At 38.3% G+C, this 18,706-nt stretch carries 17 protein-coding genes; 9 read left to right on the top strand and 8 right to left on the bottom strand.

What is annotated here, in order from left to right; all coding sequences use genetic code 11:
• Positions 1–221 precede the first annotated feature (221 nt).
• Together ACMGDK_RS18230 and ACMGDK_RS18225 are read right to left on the bottom strand one after the other, a co-directional pair.
• Complete coding sequence (locus tag ACMGDK_RS18230) at positions 222–566, bottom strand: phage holin family protein (protein WP_436809240.1); 345 nt, start codon at positions 564–566, stop codon at positions 222–224.
• A 111-nt stretch (positions 567–677) separates the two neighbouring features.
• The gene (locus ACMGDK_RS18225) at positions 678–1,100 is read right to left on the bottom strand and encodes a PaaI family thioesterase (RefSeq protein WP_436809239.1); all 423 of its coding nucleotides are present in this window, start codon (positions 1,098–1,100) and stop codon (positions 678–680) included.
• A gap of 311 nt (positions 1,101–1,411) precedes the next feature.
• Between ACMGDK_RS18225 and ACMGDK_RS18220 the strand changes: the two genes are divergently transcribed.
• Complete coding sequence (locus tag ACMGDK_RS18220; RefSeq protein WP_436809238.1) at positions 1,412–1,834, top strand: hypothetical protein; 423 nt, start codon at positions 1,412–1,414, stop codon at positions 1,832–1,834.
• Between the two features lie 2 nt (positions 1,835–1,836).
• Here the strand turns inward: ACMGDK_RS18220 and ACMGDK_RS18215 are convergent, their stop codons facing one another.
• On the bottom strand, positions 1,837–3,960 hold the full coding sequence (locus ACMGDK_RS18215) for a type IA DNA topoisomerase (RefSeq protein WP_436809237.1): 2,124 nt from the start codon (positions 3,958–3,960) through the stop codon (positions 1,837–1,839).
• 505 nt (positions 3,961–4,465) lie between these two features.
• Here ACMGDK_RS18215 and ACMGDK_RS18210 point away from each other — a divergent pair.
• From ACMGDK_RS18210 to ACMGDK_RS18190, 5 genes are all read left to right on the top strand, one after another.
• The gene (locus ACMGDK_RS18210) at positions 4,466–5,461 is read left to right on the top strand and encodes an EamA family transporter (protein ID WP_436809236.1); all 996 of its coding nucleotides are present in this window, start codon (positions 4,466–4,468) and stop codon (positions 5,459–5,461) included.
• 21 nt (positions 5,462–5,482) lie between these two features.
• Complete coding sequence (locus ACMGDK_RS18205) at positions 5,483–6,511, top strand: methionine ABC transporter ATP-binding protein (protein ID WP_436809235.1); 1,029 nt, start codon at positions 5,483–5,485, stop codon at positions 6,509–6,511.
• Entirely contained in the window at positions 6,504–7,160 is a 657-nt protein-coding gene (gene metI, locus ACMGDK_RS18200) for a methionine ABC transporter permease MetI (RefSeq protein WP_436809234.1), read from the top strand. Before ACMGDK_RS18205 ends, metI begins: the two co-directional genes overlap by 8 nt.
• Before the next feature lie 75 nt (positions 7,161–7,235).
• A complete protein-coding gene (gene metQ, locus ACMGDK_RS18195; RefSeq protein WP_436809233.1) occupies positions 7,236–8,054 on the top strand; it encodes a methionine ABC transporter substrate-binding lipoprotein MetQ in 819 nt (272 codons plus the stop codon).
• Between the two features lie 232 nt (positions 8,055–8,286).
• Positions 8,287–10,548 (top strand): glycoside hydrolase family 3 C-terminal domain-containing protein, encoded by a 2,262-nt coding sequence (locus ACMGDK_RS18190; RefSeq protein WP_436809232.1) that lies wholly within the window; start codon positions 8,287–8,289, stop codon positions 10,546–10,548.
• Between the two features lie 101 nt (positions 10,549–10,649).
• Here the strand turns inward: ACMGDK_RS18190 and ACMGDK_RS18185 are convergent, their stop codons facing one another.
• Together ACMGDK_RS18185 and ACMGDK_RS18180 are read right to left on the bottom strand one after the other, a co-directional pair.
• Positions 10,650–11,213 (bottom strand): DUF2652 domain-containing protein, encoded by a 564-nt coding sequence (locus ACMGDK_RS18185; protein ID WP_436809231.1) that lies wholly within the window; start codon positions 11,211–11,213, stop codon positions 10,650–10,652.
• Positions 11,214–11,342: 129 nt separating this feature from the next.
• Positions 11,343–12,731, bottom strand: a complete 1,389-nt coding sequence (locus ACMGDK_RS18180; RefSeq protein WP_436809230.1) for an MFS transporter — start codon at positions 12,729–12,731, stop codon at positions 11,343–11,345.
• A gap of 142 nt (positions 12,732–12,873) precedes the next feature.
• On the opposite strand from ACMGDK_RS18180, the gene ACMGDK_RS18175 reads away from it, so the two are divergent.
• Positions 12,874–13,344: an Lrp/AsnC family transcriptional regulator gene (locus tag ACMGDK_RS18175; protein ID WP_436809229.1), complete on the top strand. Its 471-nt coding sequence runs from the start codon at positions 12,874–12,876 to the stop codon at positions 13,342–13,344.
• 263 nt (positions 13,345–13,607) lie between these two features.
• Entirely contained in the window at positions 13,608–14,375 is a 768-nt protein-coding gene (locus tag ACMGDK_RS18170) for a methyltransferase domain-containing protein (protein WP_436809228.1), read from the top strand.
• Positions 14,376–14,436: 61 nt separating this feature from the next.
• Here the strand turns inward: ACMGDK_RS18170 and ACMGDK_RS18165 are convergent, their stop codons facing one another.
• Positions 14,437–14,952: a phage tail-like protein gene (locus tag ACMGDK_RS18165; protein WP_436809227.1), complete on the bottom strand. Its 516-nt coding sequence runs from the start codon at positions 14,950–14,952 to the stop codon at positions 14,437–14,439.
• 15 nt (positions 14,953–14,967) lie between these two features.
• Positions 14,968–16,020, bottom strand: coding sequence for a phage tail-like protein (locus ACMGDK_RS18160; protein ID WP_436809226.1), 1,053 nt, complete (start codon positions 16,018–16,020; stop codon positions 14,968–14,970).
• A gap of 514 nt (positions 16,021–16,534) precedes the next feature.
• Here ACMGDK_RS18160 and ACMGDK_RS18155 point away from each other — a divergent pair.
• On the top strand, positions 16,535–17,713 hold the full coding sequence (locus tag ACMGDK_RS18155) for a T9SS type A sorting domain-containing protein (RefSeq protein WP_436809225.1): 1,179 nt from the start codon (positions 16,535–16,537) through the stop codon (positions 17,711–17,713).
• Positions 17,714–17,999: 286 nt separating this feature from the next.
• Here ACMGDK_RS18155 and ACMGDK_RS18150 read toward each other — a convergent pair whose 3' ends face one another.
• The gene (locus ACMGDK_RS18150) at positions 18,000–18,569 is read right to left on the bottom strand and encodes a S24 family peptidase (protein WP_436809224.1); all 570 of its coding nucleotides are present in this window, start codon (positions 18,567–18,569) and stop codon (positions 18,000–18,002) included.
• Positions 18,570–18,706 lie beyond the last annotated feature (137 nt).

The following is an 18,706-nucleotide window of genomic DNA, read 5'->3' as shown; positions in this document are numbered from 1 at the left end:
AAAGATGGCCAAAGTTAATATTTAAAATAAAAAGGAGCGAAAGAATTAACATTAAAGTTTTGATTTATCCTGGATTCAATATAAATATTTTTGAAAATGGTAAATATAATTGTAAAACATTTTCATACCAGCTATTTTAAACTGAATAATATTACAATTTAAAGCAATAAAAAAGTCTGCCGTAAAACAGCAGACCTATGATTGTATTTATATTGGATCAATTAATCTCCATCTGAAAACATAGAATTGGCCAATGAAGTCACAAAGGACAGCAGTACACTGAAGATCAATGCCCACCAGAAGCCATCTACCACCATACTGTCTATAAAATAATCTGCGATCAAAATGATCACTGCGTTGATTACCAAGGCAAATAATCCTAAAGTAATGATTGTAAGCGGAAGACCTAAAAGTCCCAAAATAGGTTTTACAAAAATATTCAATACCCCCAATACGATGGCAAAAATAATTGCCGAAGAAAATCCTTCGAAATGTACACCCGGAAGCACCTTAGTTAAAAGGTATGCAATGATTGCTGTAATGAACAGCCTGATAATTAAGTTCATATTATTATTTTTTAATGTTATGGTATTTACGTTGCAAATCCTGTTCCATTTAACCCTAAAAAAAGCCGATAATCCCTGTATTTATCGAATATTTTTTGTCTACGATTCTATTTATTTGAGCCTCATCATGGTTACCAATGAAGTCGCCACATGACTTTCCGAACCAGTACTTTCATCAAGAACATAAATTTCAGTCCTTACCACAATAATTTTTGCTCCTCCTTTGATAACGTAAGAACGTGATATCAAAGCGTCTCCTAAAGCGGGACGAAGATAATTGACCTTCAGTTCAACCGTAACTACATAACAATCATCTTTATAATGGCTTACCGAAGCATATCCTGAAGAAACATCTACCAGAGAAGCGATCATAGCACCATTGAACATTCCGGCTTTACGGGTCATCATTTCCATTTTGGGAATTTTGATGGAAACGAAACCGGTGTCTACTTCCAGCAATTCTGCATTGTAAAATTTCAATGTTTCTGAGCGGCCAAAGCTGTCTGTGATGAGTTTCTTTTTTTCTGGAGTCATGATAATCTGAATCTAAATACAAAGTACATCAATGTTTTTCAGAAATACCAGAAAATTTGGAACAAGTTTACTTCTTAGTGCTAAAACTTTTACGTTAGGCAAGTTTTTTAGCACAAAAGTTTTTTACTGTTGTGAAAACAAGGAGCACATAGCAGACAATCAAAGATTTTTATAGAAACTTAAGTGTACTTTTATGCTTAATATATTTACTTAAAAGCTTAAGTGCCCAAACCTTTTGTGCCTTTTGTGGTTAAATAATAGGATTATAAAACACTTATAAAAATGGTAGCTTTGCAGTAAACAGCATCCATATGATCACAACAAAGACCTTCACATTTTTAAGCATCCTGATTTGCTTTATTTTTCAGGCTCAGACCTTGCATCTGTATGGTGGTTCCAACCAGGATCAATATCTTGGCTGTCTAAACTGTGATACTTTTGATAAAAATTCAATCTGGAATGCTTACAGCGACTATGGAAATGTGCTTAGTTCTAAATCCATCTGGAACGGTTATGGAAACTACGGAAGTTCATACAGTACGTATTCTCCGTGGAGCAATTATGCTTCCTATCCGCCGGCCATTGTTGATCAGGATGGTAATTTTTTCGGTTATCTTACTTTAAACAGCTACAAATCCGAAAGATCAGAGCTTGAACTGGCTCAAGTCTTGTGTAAATATCATGATGCCATTAAGAAAGACATCAGTGGCTGGTATGATAAATTATTCCGTTAAATTTAAGAAAGCTGCACCTGAAAATCCTCTCCAAGCGCTAAAACTCCCTCTGTTAAGGCTTCGGCGTGGGTAGTAAATCCTTTCAATTTTGAAGTTTTTCCTTTTAAAACAAGATCTAAAAGCTGTTTGTCTGAAAGCTTCTTACCAAAAATATCAAAGGTGATTTTGAAACCGCAGTTCTTGAAATCAGAGCATCCTACAGCGGCTTTTCCCTTGATCAGATGGTGTTCTTTACATTTTGGACATTTGGTTTCTTCCCAGGACTGGAGCTCTTTTTTTACGGCAGGCTCACGTTTTATTTTTTCTTTGACCTCTTCTTTTTCTTCGTATAATGTAATTACTTTTCCTTTTCCATACACCACTTTTTCGGTCAGTTCCGTTACCATCTGAATCAATTCTTCTTTGAACTGGTTGGCTTCATATTCTCCTTTTTCAATTTTACGGAGTTTTGACTCCCATTCTCCCGTTAATTCGGGACTTTTCAGAAGTTCGTCTTCTATGGTATCAATTAACTGAATTCCGGTTTGGGTAGCGATCAGGTTTTTCCTTTTCTTCTCAATATATTTCCTTTTGAAAAGGGTTTCTATGATATTGGCACGGGTAGATGGTCTTCCGATTCCGTTATTCTTCAGAAGTTCACGTAATTCTTCGTCCTCTACCTGTTTTCCGGCAGTTTCCATTGCCCTCAGCAAAGTTGCTTCGGTATATGGTTTTGGTGGTGTGGTTTTTCCCTGGTGAATCATCGGGTCATGTGGCCCTGTTTCTCCAACGGTAAATTCAGGGATAGTCTGTTCTTCTTCCTTCTCTTTTTCTTTATCCGTAGATTCTTCCTTTGGTTCTTTTGCATACACTGCTCTCCATCCTGGTTCCAGAACCTGCCTTCCACTCGTCTTAAAAGGAATAGTTCCTACTTTTCCTTCTACCAAGGTATTTGAAATTTTACATTCAGGATAAAAAACAGAAATAAAACGTTTTGCAATCAGGTCATACACCAACTTCTCTTCCCTGCTCAGGTTTTGAGAAGGCGGAACTTCAGTAGGGATAATTGCATGGTGATCAGTCACTTTCGTATCATCAAAAACAGCTTTTGATTTGGGAATAGGAGCTTCCAATAACGGGGAAACCAAATCCTGGTAAAAATGCATTTTCCGAAGAATTCCTTCAATTTTAGGATACAGACTTTCAGATAGATAAGTGGTATCCACACGCGGATAAGTCACATGCTTTTTCTCGTATAGACTCTGGATATAATTTAAAGTATTTTCTGCGGAGTAGCCATATTTTTTATTGGCTTCCACCTGAAGTCCTGTCAAATCGAAAAGTCTCAGATTTTTTTCTTTTCCTTCTTTAATTTCAAACGAGACTATTTCAAAAGGATTCAGTTTAAGGTATTCAAGTCCTTTTTCAGCACGGTCTAAAGTTTTTAAACGGTCAATCGCTGCATTAAAAATTACGTCACGGTATTTGGTTTTGAGTTCCCAATATTCCTCGGTATTGAATGCATCAATCTCTTTCTGACGCTGGACCAGCATCGCTAATGTAGGCGTCTGCACTCTTCCGATGGAAAGAACTGCTTTATTTCCTCCAAACTTTTTGGTAAATAATCTCGTTGCATTAATTCCTAGCAGCCAGTCACCAATCGCTCTTGCATTTCCTGCCAGATAAAGATTTTTATACTCTTCAGCGGGTTTCAGATTTTCAAAACCTTCTTTAATTGCCTCTTCAGTCAGGGACGAAATCCATAAACGCTGAACGGGCTTACTGCATTTTGCTTTCTGCAAAACCCACCGCTGGATCAGTTCTCCCTCCTGCCCGGCATCACCACAGTTGATAACCTCATCACATTCTTCCACTAATCTTTCAATGACTTTGAACTGGTTTTCCACGCCTTTGTTAGGGATTAATTTGATCCCAAAACTGGCTGGAATTATAGGTAACAAAAACAAATTCCAGGATTTGTATTGAGGGCCATAATCGTGAGGTTCCTTTAGGGTGCAAAGGTGCCCGAACGTCCATGTCACGCAGTATCCGTTACCTTCCATATAGCCCTGTTTAGGTGTAGTAGCACCTAATACTTTGGCGATATCTCTGGCAACACTGGGCTTTTCGGCAATACAAAGTTTCATGAATTTTCGGAATTATTGAAGGGGGACAAAAGTCGGGATTTTTTTTGGATTAAGCTAATTTTGTTCGGGAGTTGTGGTTACTGGTTGAGGCTATAGAAAAATAATGGTTAAACGTCTTTCTTTAATAATCTAAGTAGAATTAAGCAATAAAAAAGTTTATTATCTATGAATATTAACAAAACTTAAAATAAATTAATTCACTGAAAAACAATTAATTAAAAATCAATACAATAAAAAATATCAAAAAGTCCATCATTTTAGTAGACTACTAAAAATATATGTCCTATATTTGCAACCGTATTCAGGAAAAGAAAAACAAAATGATACAAGGATTTAAACATAAATCAGTGAAGAAACAGACCATCAAAACTATGATGATGTGCAACTGTATGCCTATGCATCAAAAATCCCGTGGCTGACCTTATTTTTATATTACATATTCTAAAGGCCTTACCACGTTGTAGGGCCTTTTTATTTTAATACACATCACACAAAAAATATACAGATGAGCACTTCTAAAAACAGCTGGCTGGTGCCGGTGGCATTTATCAATATTTACGTGATTTGGGGAATTACATTTCTTGCCATTTCATTCGGCCTTAAAGGGTTTCCTCCTTTTATTCTTTCCGGATTCCGTTTCCTGGCGGCAGGGCTTTTGATGATAGGCTGGCTGCTGGCCAAGGGTGAAAAAGCCAATTCTCTCATCAACTGGAAAAAGAATGCCATCACAGGAATACTTATTCTTACTGGTGGAACCGGTCTTGTCGCCTGGGGCGAGCAGTATGTATCGGCTTCTGAAGCAGCGATTGCCATTGCAACAGGACCGTTCTGGTTTATTGCTATTGATAAGAAAAACTGGAAGTATTATTTCTCAGATAAATTCATCCCGATAGGTCTAATTATTGGGTTTGTAGGCCTAATCTTATTCCTGAACGGAAGCGTTTCCAGTGCACACCATGCAGCGACAGACAGCAATCTTCGTATCACCGCATTTATTGTACTGGCGTTAAGTTCTGTGGCCTGGGTACTCGGATCTTTATATTCAAAGAAAAACCCGGCCTCACAGTCTACGTTTATGAATATAGCACAGCAGCTTATCACAGCAGGTGTTGCCGCCTTTATTATTGCTGCATTCAGAAAAGAATGGCATGGTTTTTCATTCTCCAATGTTCCGGTATCGGCATGGGCTGGTGTTCTGTTCCTGGTGTTCTTCGGATCGATAGTCGCTTATTTATCTTACATATGGCTGCTTTCCGTAAAACCTGCAGCTTTGGTAAGTACACATACTTATATCAACCCTATTGTTACCGTATTGGCAGGCTGGATCGTAGCCGGGCAGACTATTAACGGAAGTCAGCTCTACGGATTATCCGTGATCTTAGTGGGAGTTTTGCTCACCAATGTAACTAAGTACTTCAGACTTTCAAAAAGATCAAAAGTGAAGATAAGAAGACTGAAGCGGTTTTTCAATAAAACCGCACGACCGTATCAGCCTATTTAAAATTAAAACTAGACATTAAAAATGATAGAAATCAAAAACATTTCAAAGACATTTCATCAGAAAAAGCAGTCCTTCAAAGCTCTGGATCAGGTAAGCCTGAGCATAGAAAAAGGAGATATTGTTGGTATCATCGGGTTTTCCGGGGCAGGAAAAAGTACTTTGATCCGTACTGTGAATCTTCTGGAAAGACCTGATGAAGGTCAGATCATCATCAACGGAAGAGATTTCACTAAGCTAAGTTCAAAACAGCTTGCGGGTGAACGGAAAAAAATAGGAATGATCTTCCAGCATTTTAACCTGCTTTCATCAAGAACTGTTTTTGATAATGTAGCACTTTCATTAGAACTGGATCATGTCAGTAAGGATGAGATCAAAAGAAAAGTCAATGAACTGTTGAAGATCGTAGGGCTGGAAGATAAGGTCAATGATTATCCCAAAAGCCTTTCCGGAGGGCAGAAACAGAGAGTAGCCATTGCAAGGGCTTTAGCAAATGATCCTTACCTCCTTCTCTGTGACGAAGCCACAAGCGCGCTGGATCCGGCAACCACACAATCTATTCTGCAGCTTTTGAGAGATATTAACCAAAGGCTTGGCATTACAATCCTGTTGATCACGCATGAAATGGAAGTCATCAAGGCCGTTTGCAATCACGTGGCGGTTATCGACAAAGGTAAATTATTAGCAAAAGGAACATTAAGCGAAATCATCTCGGATAAAGAAAATCCGGTGATCCGCCAATTTATAAATTCAGATATCATGACGATACCTCAGGAACTCAATAAAAAACTGCAGAAAAAACCTCAAGACGGTTTATTTCCGCTAGTTGAAATAGAACTCAACGAAAATATAAGTGTTGAAAAACTACTTTCAACGCTTTATGACCAATATAAAATACCTTACCGGCTTCTGAAAGCCGATGTAGAATATCTCGGCAATTCAAACTTCGGAAAACTTCTGCTTCAACTGCAGGGAGAAGCCGAGGAAAACCAGAAAGCGATCTACTATTTCAACCAGAATAAAATTCAAAATACAGTAAAAGGATATGCTTAGTGATTTGGTAATTTCTCTTTTGGGAAAGGGACTTTGGGAAACGGTTTATATGACGTTTGTTTCGGGATTTTTTGGATTTGTTTTAGGTCTTCCGGTCGGGATTCTATTATTTTTAACAAGGAAAGGACAGTTGTTGGAAAATGCAGTGTATTACAGAATAACCTCTATTCTGGTTAATATTTTCCGGTCTATTCCTTTTATTATTTTAATCGTCTGGATGATCCCTTTCACAAGAGTGATCATCGGAACTTCTATTGGAATGAATGCAGCCTTGGTTCCGTTGAGTGTCGGAGCAGCTCCGTTTATCGCCAGACTGGTGGAAAACAGCCTTCTTGAAGTTCCACATGGATTAATAGAAACAGCAAGGGCTTTGGGAGCATCTCCTTTACAGATCATCAAGAAAGTACTTCTTCCTGAAGCGCTTCCTTCCCTGATCAACAATGCAGCGATCACCCTGATCACTTTGGTGGGTTATTCTGCAATGGGTGGAGCTTTGGGAGCCGGTGGATTGGGACAGATTGGTTATCAATACGGCTACATCGGTTATGATGCTGTGATTATGAACGTGGTATTAGTGCTGTTAGTAGCACTGGTGTTTATTATTCAGTTTGCGGGAGACAGATTGGCTAAAAAATTTGATCACAGGTAAGCGGAAGTACACGAAAATTTAAATAATACAGGTGGCTTCGAGTGCCTCAACCACCTTTTAATCAAAAAAAATCTAATGAAAAAGATAAAAATAATAGCTCTTTTAGCGGCTGGACTTTTCCTACTCTATGCATGTTCAGGAAAGAAAGATGATCCCAATCATATTGTGGTGGGAATTACCTACGGTCCGGAACTGGAAATTGCCGAAGCTGCTAAAAAAGTAGCCAAGGAAAAATATAATCTTAATGTGGAACTGATTCCCTTCAATGATTACGTGGTCCCTAATGAGGCTTTGAATAACGGAGATATTGAAGCCAATGCTTTCCAGCATGTTCCTTACCTGAACGAGCAGTCGAAACAGAGAGGCTACAAACTGGCTGTAGTAGGAAATACTTTCGTCTATCCTATTGTAGCATATTCAAAGAAGATCAGAACAATCAGCCAACTTCAGAACGGAAGCACCATCGTAATTCCGAATGACCCCACTAACGAAGGACGCTCTCTCCTTCTTCTTCAGAAAAATGGACTTTTAAAACTGAAAGAAGGAACAGGATTACTGCCAAAAGTTACCGATATCACCGAAAACCCTAAGCAGCTTAAAATCCTAGAGATTGAAGCTCCACAACTTCCAAGAGTTTTGGACGACAAAGAAGTAGTTATCGCGATTATCAACAATAATTTCGCATCACAAGCTGGATTAGATCCTGCTAAACAAGGTGTATTCAGCGAAGATAAAGATTCACCATACGTTAATGTAATCGTTGCTACCCATGACAATAAAAATTCCGCCAAAGTTAAAAACTTTGTAAAAGCTTACCAGTCTGATGAAGTGGCTAAAAAAGCTGAGGAGATTTTCAAAGGAGGTGCAGTGAAGGGATGGGAGGATCATGAGTAATAATATGATGAGTTTGTTATGAGAGGTTCTAGAGTCAGAGAGTTTTAGAGTCCTGATTGTATGTCTTAACAAAGAATTCAAACTCAGAATATGAAACCCATACCCTAAAACTCTCCTACCTTCAAGCTTCGAAGCCCGAGGTTAAAAAAACTATTGATTAAAATTTATTTTCTCAATTTGAGATAATAAAAATTTTACTTACTTTTGTTGTTAATCAATAAAAAGGCATTTTATGTTCAAGAAAACCGCCATTGTAAGTTTATTCACTTTTATTGCTGCTTCATATATGGCTCAGACTCAGACCCAACCCGTTTATTTAGATGAATCAAAACCTGTAGAGCAGCGTATTCAGGATGCTCTTTCCCGAATGACCGTAGAAGAAAAGGTGGCAATGCTGCATGCACAGTCCAAATTCAGTTCGCCCGGTGTTCCAAGACTGGGAATTCCTGAATTCTGGACCACAGACGGTCCTCACGGGGTACGTCCGGAAGTGATGTGGGACGAATGGGACCAGGCCGGTTGGACGAACGACTCTATCATTGCCTACCCTGCTCTTACGGCACTTTCTGCAACATGGAACAAAAAGATGTCCTGGAATTACGGGAAAGCTTTGGGTGAAGAAGCCCGCTACAGAAAAAAAGATATTCTTCTGGGACCTGGTGTCAATATCTACAGAACACCTTTAAACGGAAGAAACTTCGAATATATGGGTGAAGACCCTTACTTAACTTCAAAAATGGTGGTTCCTTATATCAAAGGGGTACAATCTAATGGTGTGGCCACTTCTGTGAAGCATTTTGCTTTAAACAACCAGGAAATGTTCCGCCACACGAGCAATGTCAATATTGATGACAGAACGCTTTATGAGATCTATCTTCCACCCTTCAAAGCAGCGGTAACGGAAGGGGATTCCTGGACAATCATGGGCGCTTATGACATGTACAAAAACCAATACGCCAGCCAAAACCAATATCTTTTGAATGACATTCTGAAAAAGGAATGGGGCTACAAAGGCGTTGTCGTTTCGGATTGGGGAGCAGTAAATAATACAGAACAGGCGATCCACAACGGCCTGGACCTTGAATTCGGGAGCTGGACGAACGGACTTTCTGCAGGAACAAAAAATGCCTACGACAATTATTATTTAGCAAAACCTTATTTAGACCTCATCAAAGCTGGAAAAGTAGGAACACAGGAACTTGACGATAAAGTGACCAGATTACTTCGTTTAGCCTACAAAACAACGATGAACAGGAATAAACCTTTCGGGAATATTGCTTCTGAAGAACATAAAGCGGTTGCTAAAGAGATCGGTGAAGAAGGAATTGTATTGCTGAAAAATCAGGGAAATGTACTTCCTATCGATAGTAATAAAGCTAAAAAAATTGCCGTTATCGGTGAAAATGCTATCAAGATCATGACGGTTGGCGGCGGATCATCTTCGTTAAAAGTAAAATATGAAACACTTCCATTAGACGGAATTAAAACCAGATTCGGCAAACAGGCTGATGTACAGTATGCAAGAGGTTATGTAGGTGACATCGGCGGAGAATATAACGGGGTAAAATCCGGACAGGACCTGAAAGACGACCGTTCTGCAGCTGAATTACTGAACGAAGCTGTCGAACTGGCAAAAAAATCCGACTATGTGATTTTTGTTGGGGGACTTAATAAATCTGATTTTCAGGACAGTGAAGGTAATGACAGAAAAAGTTACGGACTTCCCTACAATCAGGACAATTTGATTTCTGCATTAGCAAAAGTGAATAAAAATCTTGCAGTTGTTCTGGTTTCCGGAAATGCTGTGGCAATGCCGTGGATTAAAGAAGTTCCTTCTGTTCTACAGTCGTGGTATCTTGGTTCCGAGGCCGGAAATTCTATCGCTTCTGTATTGGCTGGTGATGCAAATCCGTCAGGAAAACTTCCGTTTACTTTCCCTGTGAAGCTGGAAGATAACTCAGCGCATCAATTGGGAGAATATCCGGGACAGAAAGATGAACTGGCGGCAGGAAAAGGAAAAGACCAGAAAAACCCGATCAATATTACCTATAACGAAGGTGTGTTCGTGGGTTACCGTTGGCACGACACGAAAAAGATCAAACCTTTGTTCAGTTTCGGGCATGGATTGAGCTACACTACATTTGAGTTTGGAAAGGCTTCTGCTGATAAAACAGTAATATCCCAGGACGATAAGATCACGTTCACCGTGACTGTAAAAAATACAGGAAAGAAAGCCGGTGCTGAAGTAGCCCAGTTATACATCAGTGATAATAAAGCTTCTGTACCACGTCCTGCAAAGGAACTGAAAGGTTTTGAAAAGGTATATCTAAATCCCGGCGAGCAGAAGGAAGTCACTTTCACGATTGATAAAACAGCATTAAGCTATTTTGATGCGGATAAGCACGAATGGACGGCTGAGCCTGGAGATTTTGAGGCGCTGATCGGAAATTCTTCGGATGCGATTAAAACAAAGGTGAAGTTTACGTTGAAATAATTTTCATTATTCTATATAAAATTTAAAGCAGGTTCTGAAGGATCTGCTTTTTTCGTTTAATAATCTTTTTGTTTTGAAATAAAAGGATAAAAGCTCAATACTTAGAAACATCCGCTGGCATTCTCGAAATAATGGATCATCCCACCTTCTGGAAGATGATATTTCTGTGTATTAATTCCTGCCTCTTCACTTCCGCTGTTTTCCAAAAAAGAATTGCTGAAAAGAGCATAAGATGGCTGCTCGGCAAATTCATTCTTAAGCATCTGATGAGCTTCGACTATTGTTTTGCCATAAAGCTTTTTAAAACTTCCAATCGTATATTGTGAAAATTTTCCGTAGTGGACAATGAACTTCAGCGACATATCAATGGGTATACTTAATTCCTTACTCAATTCTTTAATCTTTCGGTTAAATACATTCCGCATGTTCCAGAGCATTTTTGAAATACGCTCATAAGACGGATGATTGTCGTACCTGTAAAATAAAATAGCATCGCCCTCGATCTCTGAAATCTCAAAATACTGATCATTCACATCAATCAACGTAGATAGTAGTTGCCTTACAATATATTCTCCTGTATAAAGTTTGGTATTGAACACAAATTCAGTAAATCCGCTGAAATCAGGAATAAGAATAATACCCTCATGTATATTTATATTCTTCATAATGATTATAGTTTAAAAACCTGCTGCATTATGATAGACGAATCTAGTTTCATTTTACTTTATCGTTAACCATACCCTACGATTCTGTACAAAAATGATAATTGAAAAACACAATAAATACCCTTTATTTTATGAAACTGCTATTTCAGCCTGTCTGATTTTTAAGCTTTTAACAATAAAATACAGCAGCATTCCAAGGGCCAGCAAAGCGTATCCAACCAGGATGATCAGGCTTAAATCTCCAACCGCATACTGAGAAGGAAAGATCTGGCTCATTAAAGTCATGAACGAAAGTCCGATGCCGGCTCCCAGGAAGTAACTCGTAGAGCTCAGACTGGATGCCACGCCATAATGCGAAGGTTCCACATCCTGAATTCCCATTACCGAAAGCGCCGTAAAACAGAATGTCATTCCGATTCCTGAAATACATGCGGCTCCTAATAAAACAACAGCCAGTGGATGTCCTGTATACACCGCAATAAGCAAAGATAAAGCTCCCGCCAGCATAAAGCTCCATCCGAAAACACCCATCTGGGAAGAATTTAATCTCTTAGAAATATGAGGCAAAACAAATTTTGCTGCCAGTGCAGACATGACACTGAAGGGCACAAGCATCAGCCCAGCCGCAGCCGCAGTATGCCCCATATCTTTCTGAAGCATTAACGAAATAAGAAACAGAAACCCTATAAAAAACGCACCCAACATGAAGAAAACTGCATTAGAAATCATCAGCGACCTGTGTTTCAATAACTTTAAATCTATCAGTGGTTGAGCTACAGATCTCAGCCTTAGAAATACAGCAGCCAAAAGCAGAACAGCAAGCACCAGAGAGCCGATAATCATCAGTGGATTCTCTTTGATATGAATCAGTTCATGAGTTCCGTAGGTAAGACTTAGTAGTCCTAAAACAAGCAGCATTCCTGATATAAGATCTGTTTTCTGCCCGGTTTCACTTTTTTCATCTGCGGGCAGATATTGATAAGCAAAAATTAACGTCAATAAAAGAACAGGCACATTAATCAGGAAAACCCAGTGCCAGCTCAGATACGTACTGATAATTCCCCCTACAGAAAGCCCGCTTCCCGAACCAATCGCTGCAAAAGAGCTGAAAATCCCAATAGCACGGTTACGTTCCTGCTCTCCCCTGAACGTATTTGTCACAATGGATAAAGCGGAAGGCATAATCAAAGCCGCTCCCAGTCCCTGAAGGGCACGGAATATGGCCAAAAGTTCAAAGCTATGCGAAAGTCCTGCACCTAAAGAAGTCAGCATAAAAATCAGAGCCCCGATAAGGAATATTTTCTTGCGCCCGATCTGGTCCGAAAGTTTTCCGCCAATGATCAGAAAACCTCCAAAAAACAGTACATAAAGGGTCTGCAACCATTGTACAATCTCAGCCCCGATATTGAATTGCTCCTGAATAGAAGGAATCGTTAAATTAATAATGGCAATATCCAAAGCCTCCACAAAAGTTCCTACTGATGCTAATATTAATATCAAATTTTTCCTTGTACTCATGTATTCAAATTTCCTGCAAAATTAATTTTAAAAGAACATATGTGAAAATTATATAGTAAATTTGGAACGAATTTGTATTTTAATTAAATTTAAAAGAACATATACACTATCACCACCAATAACAAGCCTAAAAACAGAACAAATGACTGCAGAACATTATAATCCTGACGAAAAAGACCTATCTATCCTACGTTTGCTACAGAAGGATGCCAAAATGAGTGTGCGTGATATTTCCGCAAGGATCAATTTGAGCCCTACTCCTACTCATGAACGCATCAAAAGAATGGAAAAGCTTGGAATTATCAAGGAATATACAGCTGTATTGGACCGCAAAAAAGTAAATAAGGGCATGATGGTAATCTGCATGATCGCCCTGAATGTCCACAATAAGAAAACAGCCGGAAAATTTATTGAAGAGGTTGGTAAGCTCAAAGAGGTGGTAGAGTTTTACAACATCAGCGGGGATTTTGATTTTATGCTTAAAATCCTTGCCCCAAATATGGATGAATTCCATGAGTTTTTTGTGAATAAGCTTTCTGAAATTGAAGGGATTGGACAGACGAAAAGTATTTTTGTGATGAATAGTATTAAGGAAAGCGTGCAGATTTTATAAGTTTTAATCTTAGCGTGTTTTTTTATCTCTCGCAGATTTAGCGGATTATGCAGATTTTTAAATATGATATGATCTCTATTCTTTATTCTTTATTTCTTATTAAATTTTTTAAAAACTGTTAGAAGTTACCAAAACTATAATAAAATCTCCTGAATTTGCGATAGATACTTCAGTAGAAAACATATTTAAGATTCTTTTAATAATTAATTTTCTTCCTTCTATTACAGATTGAGTAAATTGTATTTTCATTTAAATTACAAAATATGCCTTGGAATCCTGACGTTTATAACCAATTTAAAAATATCCGTTTCAAGCCGTTTTATGACCTAGCAGAGCTTATCGCTGATGAAAAACAGATGAAAGCTGTAGATTTAGGCTGCGGAACGGGTGAACAGACCGCCATTCTTACAGAAAAGTTTCCCAATGCAGTATTTACAGGGATCGACTCTTCTCCCGAAATGCTTGAAAAATCCAAAACCCTGGAAAATAAGCGGCTTCATTTCAGACTCGCTGAAACAGAAGAAGTTTTGACAGCTGATGAAAACTGGGATCTTATTTTCAGTAACGCTGCCCTGCAATGGTCGGACAATCATCAGGAATTGTTTCCGAAGCTGATCTCCAAACTGAATACCGGCGGACAGTTGGCGGTACAAATGCCTTATCAGCCAGGAAATACACTGAATAAAATCCTATTTGAACTGGCAGATGAAGAGCCTTTCCGTACACAGCTTAATGGATGGAACCGTCCTTCTGCAGTGCTTACCATTGATGAATATGCACAGATCCTCTTCGATAACGGCATTCAAGATTTGAATCTTTCACAGAAGGTATATCCTATTATTGCCGAAGATCATGAAACTTTATTCCGCTTTATCTCAGGATCAGCCTTGATTCCTTATCTGGAAAAGCTTAGTGAAGAACAGCAAAAAACGTTTACCAAAGAGTTCAAACAACGGATTGGAAAGAATTTCCCAAAACTTCCGGCTATTTATGCTTTCAAAAGAATTTTGTTATACGGAAGAAAAAAATAAAAAAGCCCTGTTATTATTAATACAGGGCTTGAATTAATCATTATATGAAAATGATATATTACTATTTCCAATAATTCCAGACTGTTCCGTCAAAAACAGCAAAAGTTTTACTGACTGTATCATAACATATCATTCCCGGGTACGGATTTTTCACATTAAGATGCGGCGAAGATATTTTGGGAAGAATCATGGCCTTTTCAGTTGATTCCAGAACGAGTATTCCGTCTGCACTTCCTTCTTCATTACCAATTACGACTCCCTTTCCGGTTTCATCCGAACCGTTAGTTATTACTGCTGCAGAATTTCCTACATCACTAAGTGCTTTCCAAGCATTATTTTCGTACATCTTCACTTTATCATCTGATGTATCAAAGACAAATGTTCCGTTTGCCGGACTATCTGCAGGAAGTCCCTGTGTGGCGGGAAGAATAAAGCCTTTTGTATTGGTAGAGGTATTATTGAAGTCCAGAATGGTGCTCCTGCCGTCAATTGTTTCTTTTTCTATTGCTACTTGAGCATAAAAAGAACTAAAAATCAATAATATCAGGACTGTGCTTATGTTTTTTATATGTTTCATCGTTTATAAATTGGGTTAATCATTACAGCTTCTTTCGATACATTTCCATTGGGCGCCATTGTACAGTTTGACACAACTGTCCTGAATATCATAGACAAGCATCCCTTCTTTCGGTTCTGCAACAGCATCTCCTGGCTGAGGAGTCTGGCTTACATGCTGTACCCTGGTGATAACGAAGCCTTTAGTTTTCGATTCCAATGCGAGAAAACCATTAGGAATATTTTCAGGCCAATTATTCGTCTTCTGTTGTATGGTAATTCCCATTTTGGTATAACCGTCAGGAGTTCCTGAGGTTCCAGGTTTGGTACAGTAATCATCTAATTCATGCACGATCTCATCTGCAAAACCGCAGGCCAATTTATCATTGGGAAGCCCGGCAGGCCAAAGGCTTGGGCATGAAGACTGAGTGGCGTTTGGTCCGCAGAAGCTGGCATTGCCGGGAGCGAGCCCTGTTACCGTATCCATCGCAATGGCTATAATCTGGCTATCGTTACTGAGTATAGAGCTGCCTCCTCCGTTTACCTGAGCTTTGGCAATACAATAGGCTTTTCCCAAAGGAGCACCAATATAGTTTATAAAAGGATAGGTTACAGATTGCTGGCTGAAAGTTCCGCATATTTCCACAACGCTGTATGTTCCCATATCAATGGTTGAAGTAGCTCCTGGAAATGTTCCCATGAATGAAGGATCTCCCTGGGAAACCGAACCGGTAAGAGAAAGGTATGCTTTTGTTCCCAACTTTACTTTTGAGTTTTTCTGACTTCCGAAAACGCCTATTATTATTGATCCCTCAGATTTCACACTGGCAGCATCCCTGATCTCAAGGTTACCGTTTACCGTAATACCTTTTACAATAAGTGCACCTCCAGGTTCAATGATAAGAAGTGCATCCTGCGGGATGGTAATATCGTTAGCTAAAGTAAGATTTCCTGTAAGACAGTAAGTTTGGCCGGCATTCATTGCCTGACCTGTGTAAGCTGTGCATTGCGCGTTCGCAATACCATAAAAAAGAACCATTAATAAGAAAATGAATTTCCCATTAATGGCGCCAAAATTTGAATTATTCATATGACTTTATAATAAATTAATATTTTTTATATAATTTAACGTATTAAAAATAAAATTTTAGTTAGCCTTCTATTCAACAATTTATGTACCAAAATTTTATTTCAGGGTCTCATTTAGCCTGAAATTATTTGAGTTAAATACACCTAACTAACGTGACAATAGTATTTAAACAGTTGTTTAAAAAAAATTAAATTTTTATTCTTCAAAGCAAAGCCAATATTTACAAATCCGGCTTGAAGTTCTATTCAGGAACATAGAGATTCATCGTTATGATACATTTCCTGATTAGGTATAATTATTTGTCTCTAGATAATACCGGTAATAAAAAGATTTTCAATAATTAGATGGTATGAATAAAATCCATAGAAATTAATTATAATCATAAATTTGCCTTTATCATTGAATTTAAAGCAATAAACAAATTCCTAATATCACATTAAAGTGATAAATTATCAATTTCAATGACAATATTTCATACCTTAGTGATAACTAAAACCATCAAAACTCAAAATTTATGAAAACATCATTATTATCCATGAAAAGTGGCCTGGCAGCAGCTATGCTTTTTTTGACAGGAATTGCTAATGCCCAGCAGTGGCAGATTACCGGAAACGCAGGAATCACATCGGCAAATTACGCAGGCACAATAGATCCGAGACCTTTTTTCCTGAGAACCAACGGAGCATCTGCCAATCCGGGGCAGGCTATCCTTAATGAAGCAGGTTCGTTTATCGTAGACGCCGTGAATAACTCCAATATCGCCAAAGTAAAAGGAAGCATCGTTACCGGGAGCTCCAATATTCTTGGAGCACAAGCCGGAAGCTCCCTAGTAAGCGGCTGGGGAAATGATCTCAGCAATGGCGGAGGCGCCAATATCGTGAGCGGACAGGACAACATTGTTCTGAACAATGCCGGAAAATCGGTAGCATTGGGCTGGAAAAACATCATCAGAAACCCAAACCAATTTGCATTAGGAGTAGGTATTGATCTTAAGGATGTATATTCCGGGGGATTCGGAATTGATCTGGCGGCTACCGGAAACCGTTCTTTCGTGATCGGGTCCGGAACCGGAGGAGTGAAACTGACTAACAATATTCCATTGTCCATTATGTTTGGCTTATCTCCTACATCAACGATGCTGATCAAAGATAAAAGTGTGGGTATTCTTACACTCGCCCCTACTGCCAATTTCCATACGGTAGGAACGGTAAGACATGAAAACCTGCCCACGGGAAGCGGTCGCGCGCTGGTTGTAGATCCCAGTGGAAATGTAATGGTTTCGAATACGCCACTCAACAAAACAGCTTCGGCTTCAGATGAAACCATCCAACAACTGGAAGACCGCATTAAAAATCTTGAAAATACAGTAGAGGAACTGAAACAGTTGCTATTAAATAAAAGCGCTTCATTAACTGATCTTTCTTCTTCAGATGTTGCCCAACTCGCTCAAAATGTTCCCAATCCAACCAAAAACGGAACGAGCATCAGCTATTATCTTCCGAAAAGTGCAAAAACGGCCTCTATAGAAGTATACAACATCTCCGGTCAGCTGGTGAAATCCCTCCCACTCCGTGAGAAAGGCAACGGAACAATCACCCTATCAGGTTCAGATCTGCAATCCGGAACATATGTGTATACCATGATGACAGACGGAAAAGTGACGGGTTCTAAAAAAATGGTTATCCAGGATTAAATTCTTGATATATTATTTTCAAAAAAACGGCTGAAGAGGATTCTTCAGCTGTTTTTTGTTGTCATTATTTATGCTTCCTCAAACAGTAGATAATTTTTCTTAACAATAATTCCATAAGTATTATTGATAAACTCTCTGTTTTTGAAAGATCTATTACTACAATCTGTTCGGTAATACTTCATAAGTAGTATTGCTACGTTAGAGTCATACAGTTTGGAATAGAATAAGGAATTGTTACAAATAAATTCACTTTGGATGTTAATTCTTTTAATAAACTTTTGTTGTGTTACTCTAATACCTTAACAAAAATTCCAACAACATTAAATTCAAGTATATCATCATCTTTCAGAACAAGTTTTTTAAACTCTGGATTTGTTGACATGGGAAGCAATACTATTTCTTCATGATACCAATCTCCATCATTACTATTTTTTTTACTTGAATACTGCTTAATAGTATAGCTAGAATTATATCCTTCATTAAAAATATTTCGCCCTTCAGCCAGTACAATTAATCCGTTACGTGAACCTCCATTGTATTTTTTAAATAAGCAGATACTATCATTAGGTATAATCTTATTCATAGACTCTCCAATGACCTTACATGCAAAATATTCGTTACTATTAAATGATTTTTCCATTTCAATATATTTAATCTCACCGGTCTCTTGAAATTCGGAGAATGTCCCTGCTGCTATTTGCAGATCATAAAAAGGTATTGTATTTTCCATTGGCATATCTAATAGCCTTAGTTGCTTAGTGTTAATCTTAGATATAAACAATGGAATAAACTGTTGAAGATATATTCGTAAATTTTCATTACAAACATATACATAAGTCCCTTGTATACCTCTCAATAAAATAGTTTTATATATGTTCACAATATATTCCAAAAGCAGGCCTTCATTCTTAATAGATGTATGTCTTCAAAAGAAAATGGACTTTCTCTTAGGGAGTATTTGTTAGTTTAAAGTTATAATAAAAGTTGATTTCC

It is taken from the genome of Chryseobacterium hilariae (assembly GCF_051400735.1).
In the GTDB taxonomy this organism is placed as follows: Bacteria; Bacteroidota; Bacteroidia; order Flavobacteriales; family Weeksellaceae; genus Chryseobacterium.
Note: the sequence above shows the minus strand (reverse complement) of the source record. Positions and strands in the feature narration are given on the sequence as shown.

What these genes read in the sequence shown, in the direction of transcription:
- ACMGDK_RS18155 (WP_436809225.1), top strand. Translation starts at nt 16,535, where the DNA reads ATGAAAACATCATTATTATCCATGAAAAGTGGCCTGGCAGCAGCTATG.
- ACMGDK_RS18165 (WP_436809227.1), bottom strand. Translation starts at nt 14,952, where the DNA reads ATGAAACATATAAAAAACATAAGCACAGTCCTGATATTATTGATTTTT.
- ACMGDK_RS18160 (WP_436809226.1), bottom strand. Translation starts at nt 16,020, where the DNA reads ATGAATAATTCAAATTTTGGCGCCATTAATGGGAAATTCATTTTCTTA.
- ACMGDK_RS18185 (WP_436809231.1), bottom strand. Translation starts at nt 11,213, where the DNA reads ATGAAGAATATAAATATACATGAGGGTATTATTCTTATTCCTGATTTC.
- ACMGDK_RS18175 (WP_436809229.1), top strand. Translation starts at nt 12,874, where the DNA reads ATGACTGCAGAACATTATAATCCTGACGAAAAAGACCTATCTATCCTA.
- ACMGDK_RS18170 (WP_436809228.1), top strand. Translation starts at nt 13,608, where the DNA reads ATGCCTTGGAATCCTGACGTTTATAACCAATTTAAAAATATCCGTTTC.
- ACMGDK_RS18220 (WP_436809238.1), top strand. Translation starts at nt 1,412, where the DNA reads ATGATCACAACAAAGACCTTCACATTTTTAAGCATCCTGATTTGCTTT.
- ACMGDK_RS18210 (WP_436809236.1), top strand. Translation starts at nt 4,466, where the DNA reads ATGAGCACTTCTAAAAACAGCTGGCTGGTGCCGGTGGCATTTATCAAT.
- ACMGDK_RS18190 (WP_436809232.1), top strand. Translation starts at nt 8,287, where the DNA reads ATGTTCAAGAAAACCGCCATTGTAAGTTTATTCACTTTTATTGCTGCT.
- ACMGDK_RS18225 (WP_436809239.1), bottom strand. Translation starts at nt 1,100, where the DNA reads ATGACTCCAGAAAAAAAGAAACTCATCACAGACAGCTTTGGCCGCTCA.
- metQ (WP_436809233.1), top strand. Translation starts at nt 7,236, where the DNA reads ATGAAAAAGATAAAAATAATAGCTCTTTTAGCGGCTGGACTTTTCCTA.
- metI (WP_436809234.1), top strand. Translation starts at nt 6,504, where the DNA reads ATGCTTAGTGATTTGGTAATTTCTCTTTTGGGAAAGGGACTTTGGGAA.
- ACMGDK_RS18230 (WP_436809240.1), bottom strand. Translation starts at nt 566, where the DNA reads ATGAACTTAATTATCAGGCTGTTCATTACAGCAATCATTGCATACCTT.
- ACMGDK_RS18180 (WP_436809230.1), bottom strand. Translation starts at nt 12,731, where the DNA reads ATGAGTACAAGGAAAAATTTGATATTAATATTAGCATCAGTAGGAACT.
- ACMGDK_RS18215 (WP_436809237.1), bottom strand. Translation starts at nt 3,960, where the DNA reads ATGAAACTTTGTATTGCCGAAAAGCCCAGTGTTGCCAGAGATATCGCC.
- ACMGDK_RS18205 (WP_436809235.1), top strand. Translation starts at nt 5,483, where the DNA reads ATGATAGAAATCAAAAACATTTCAAAGACATTTCATCAGAAAAAGCAG.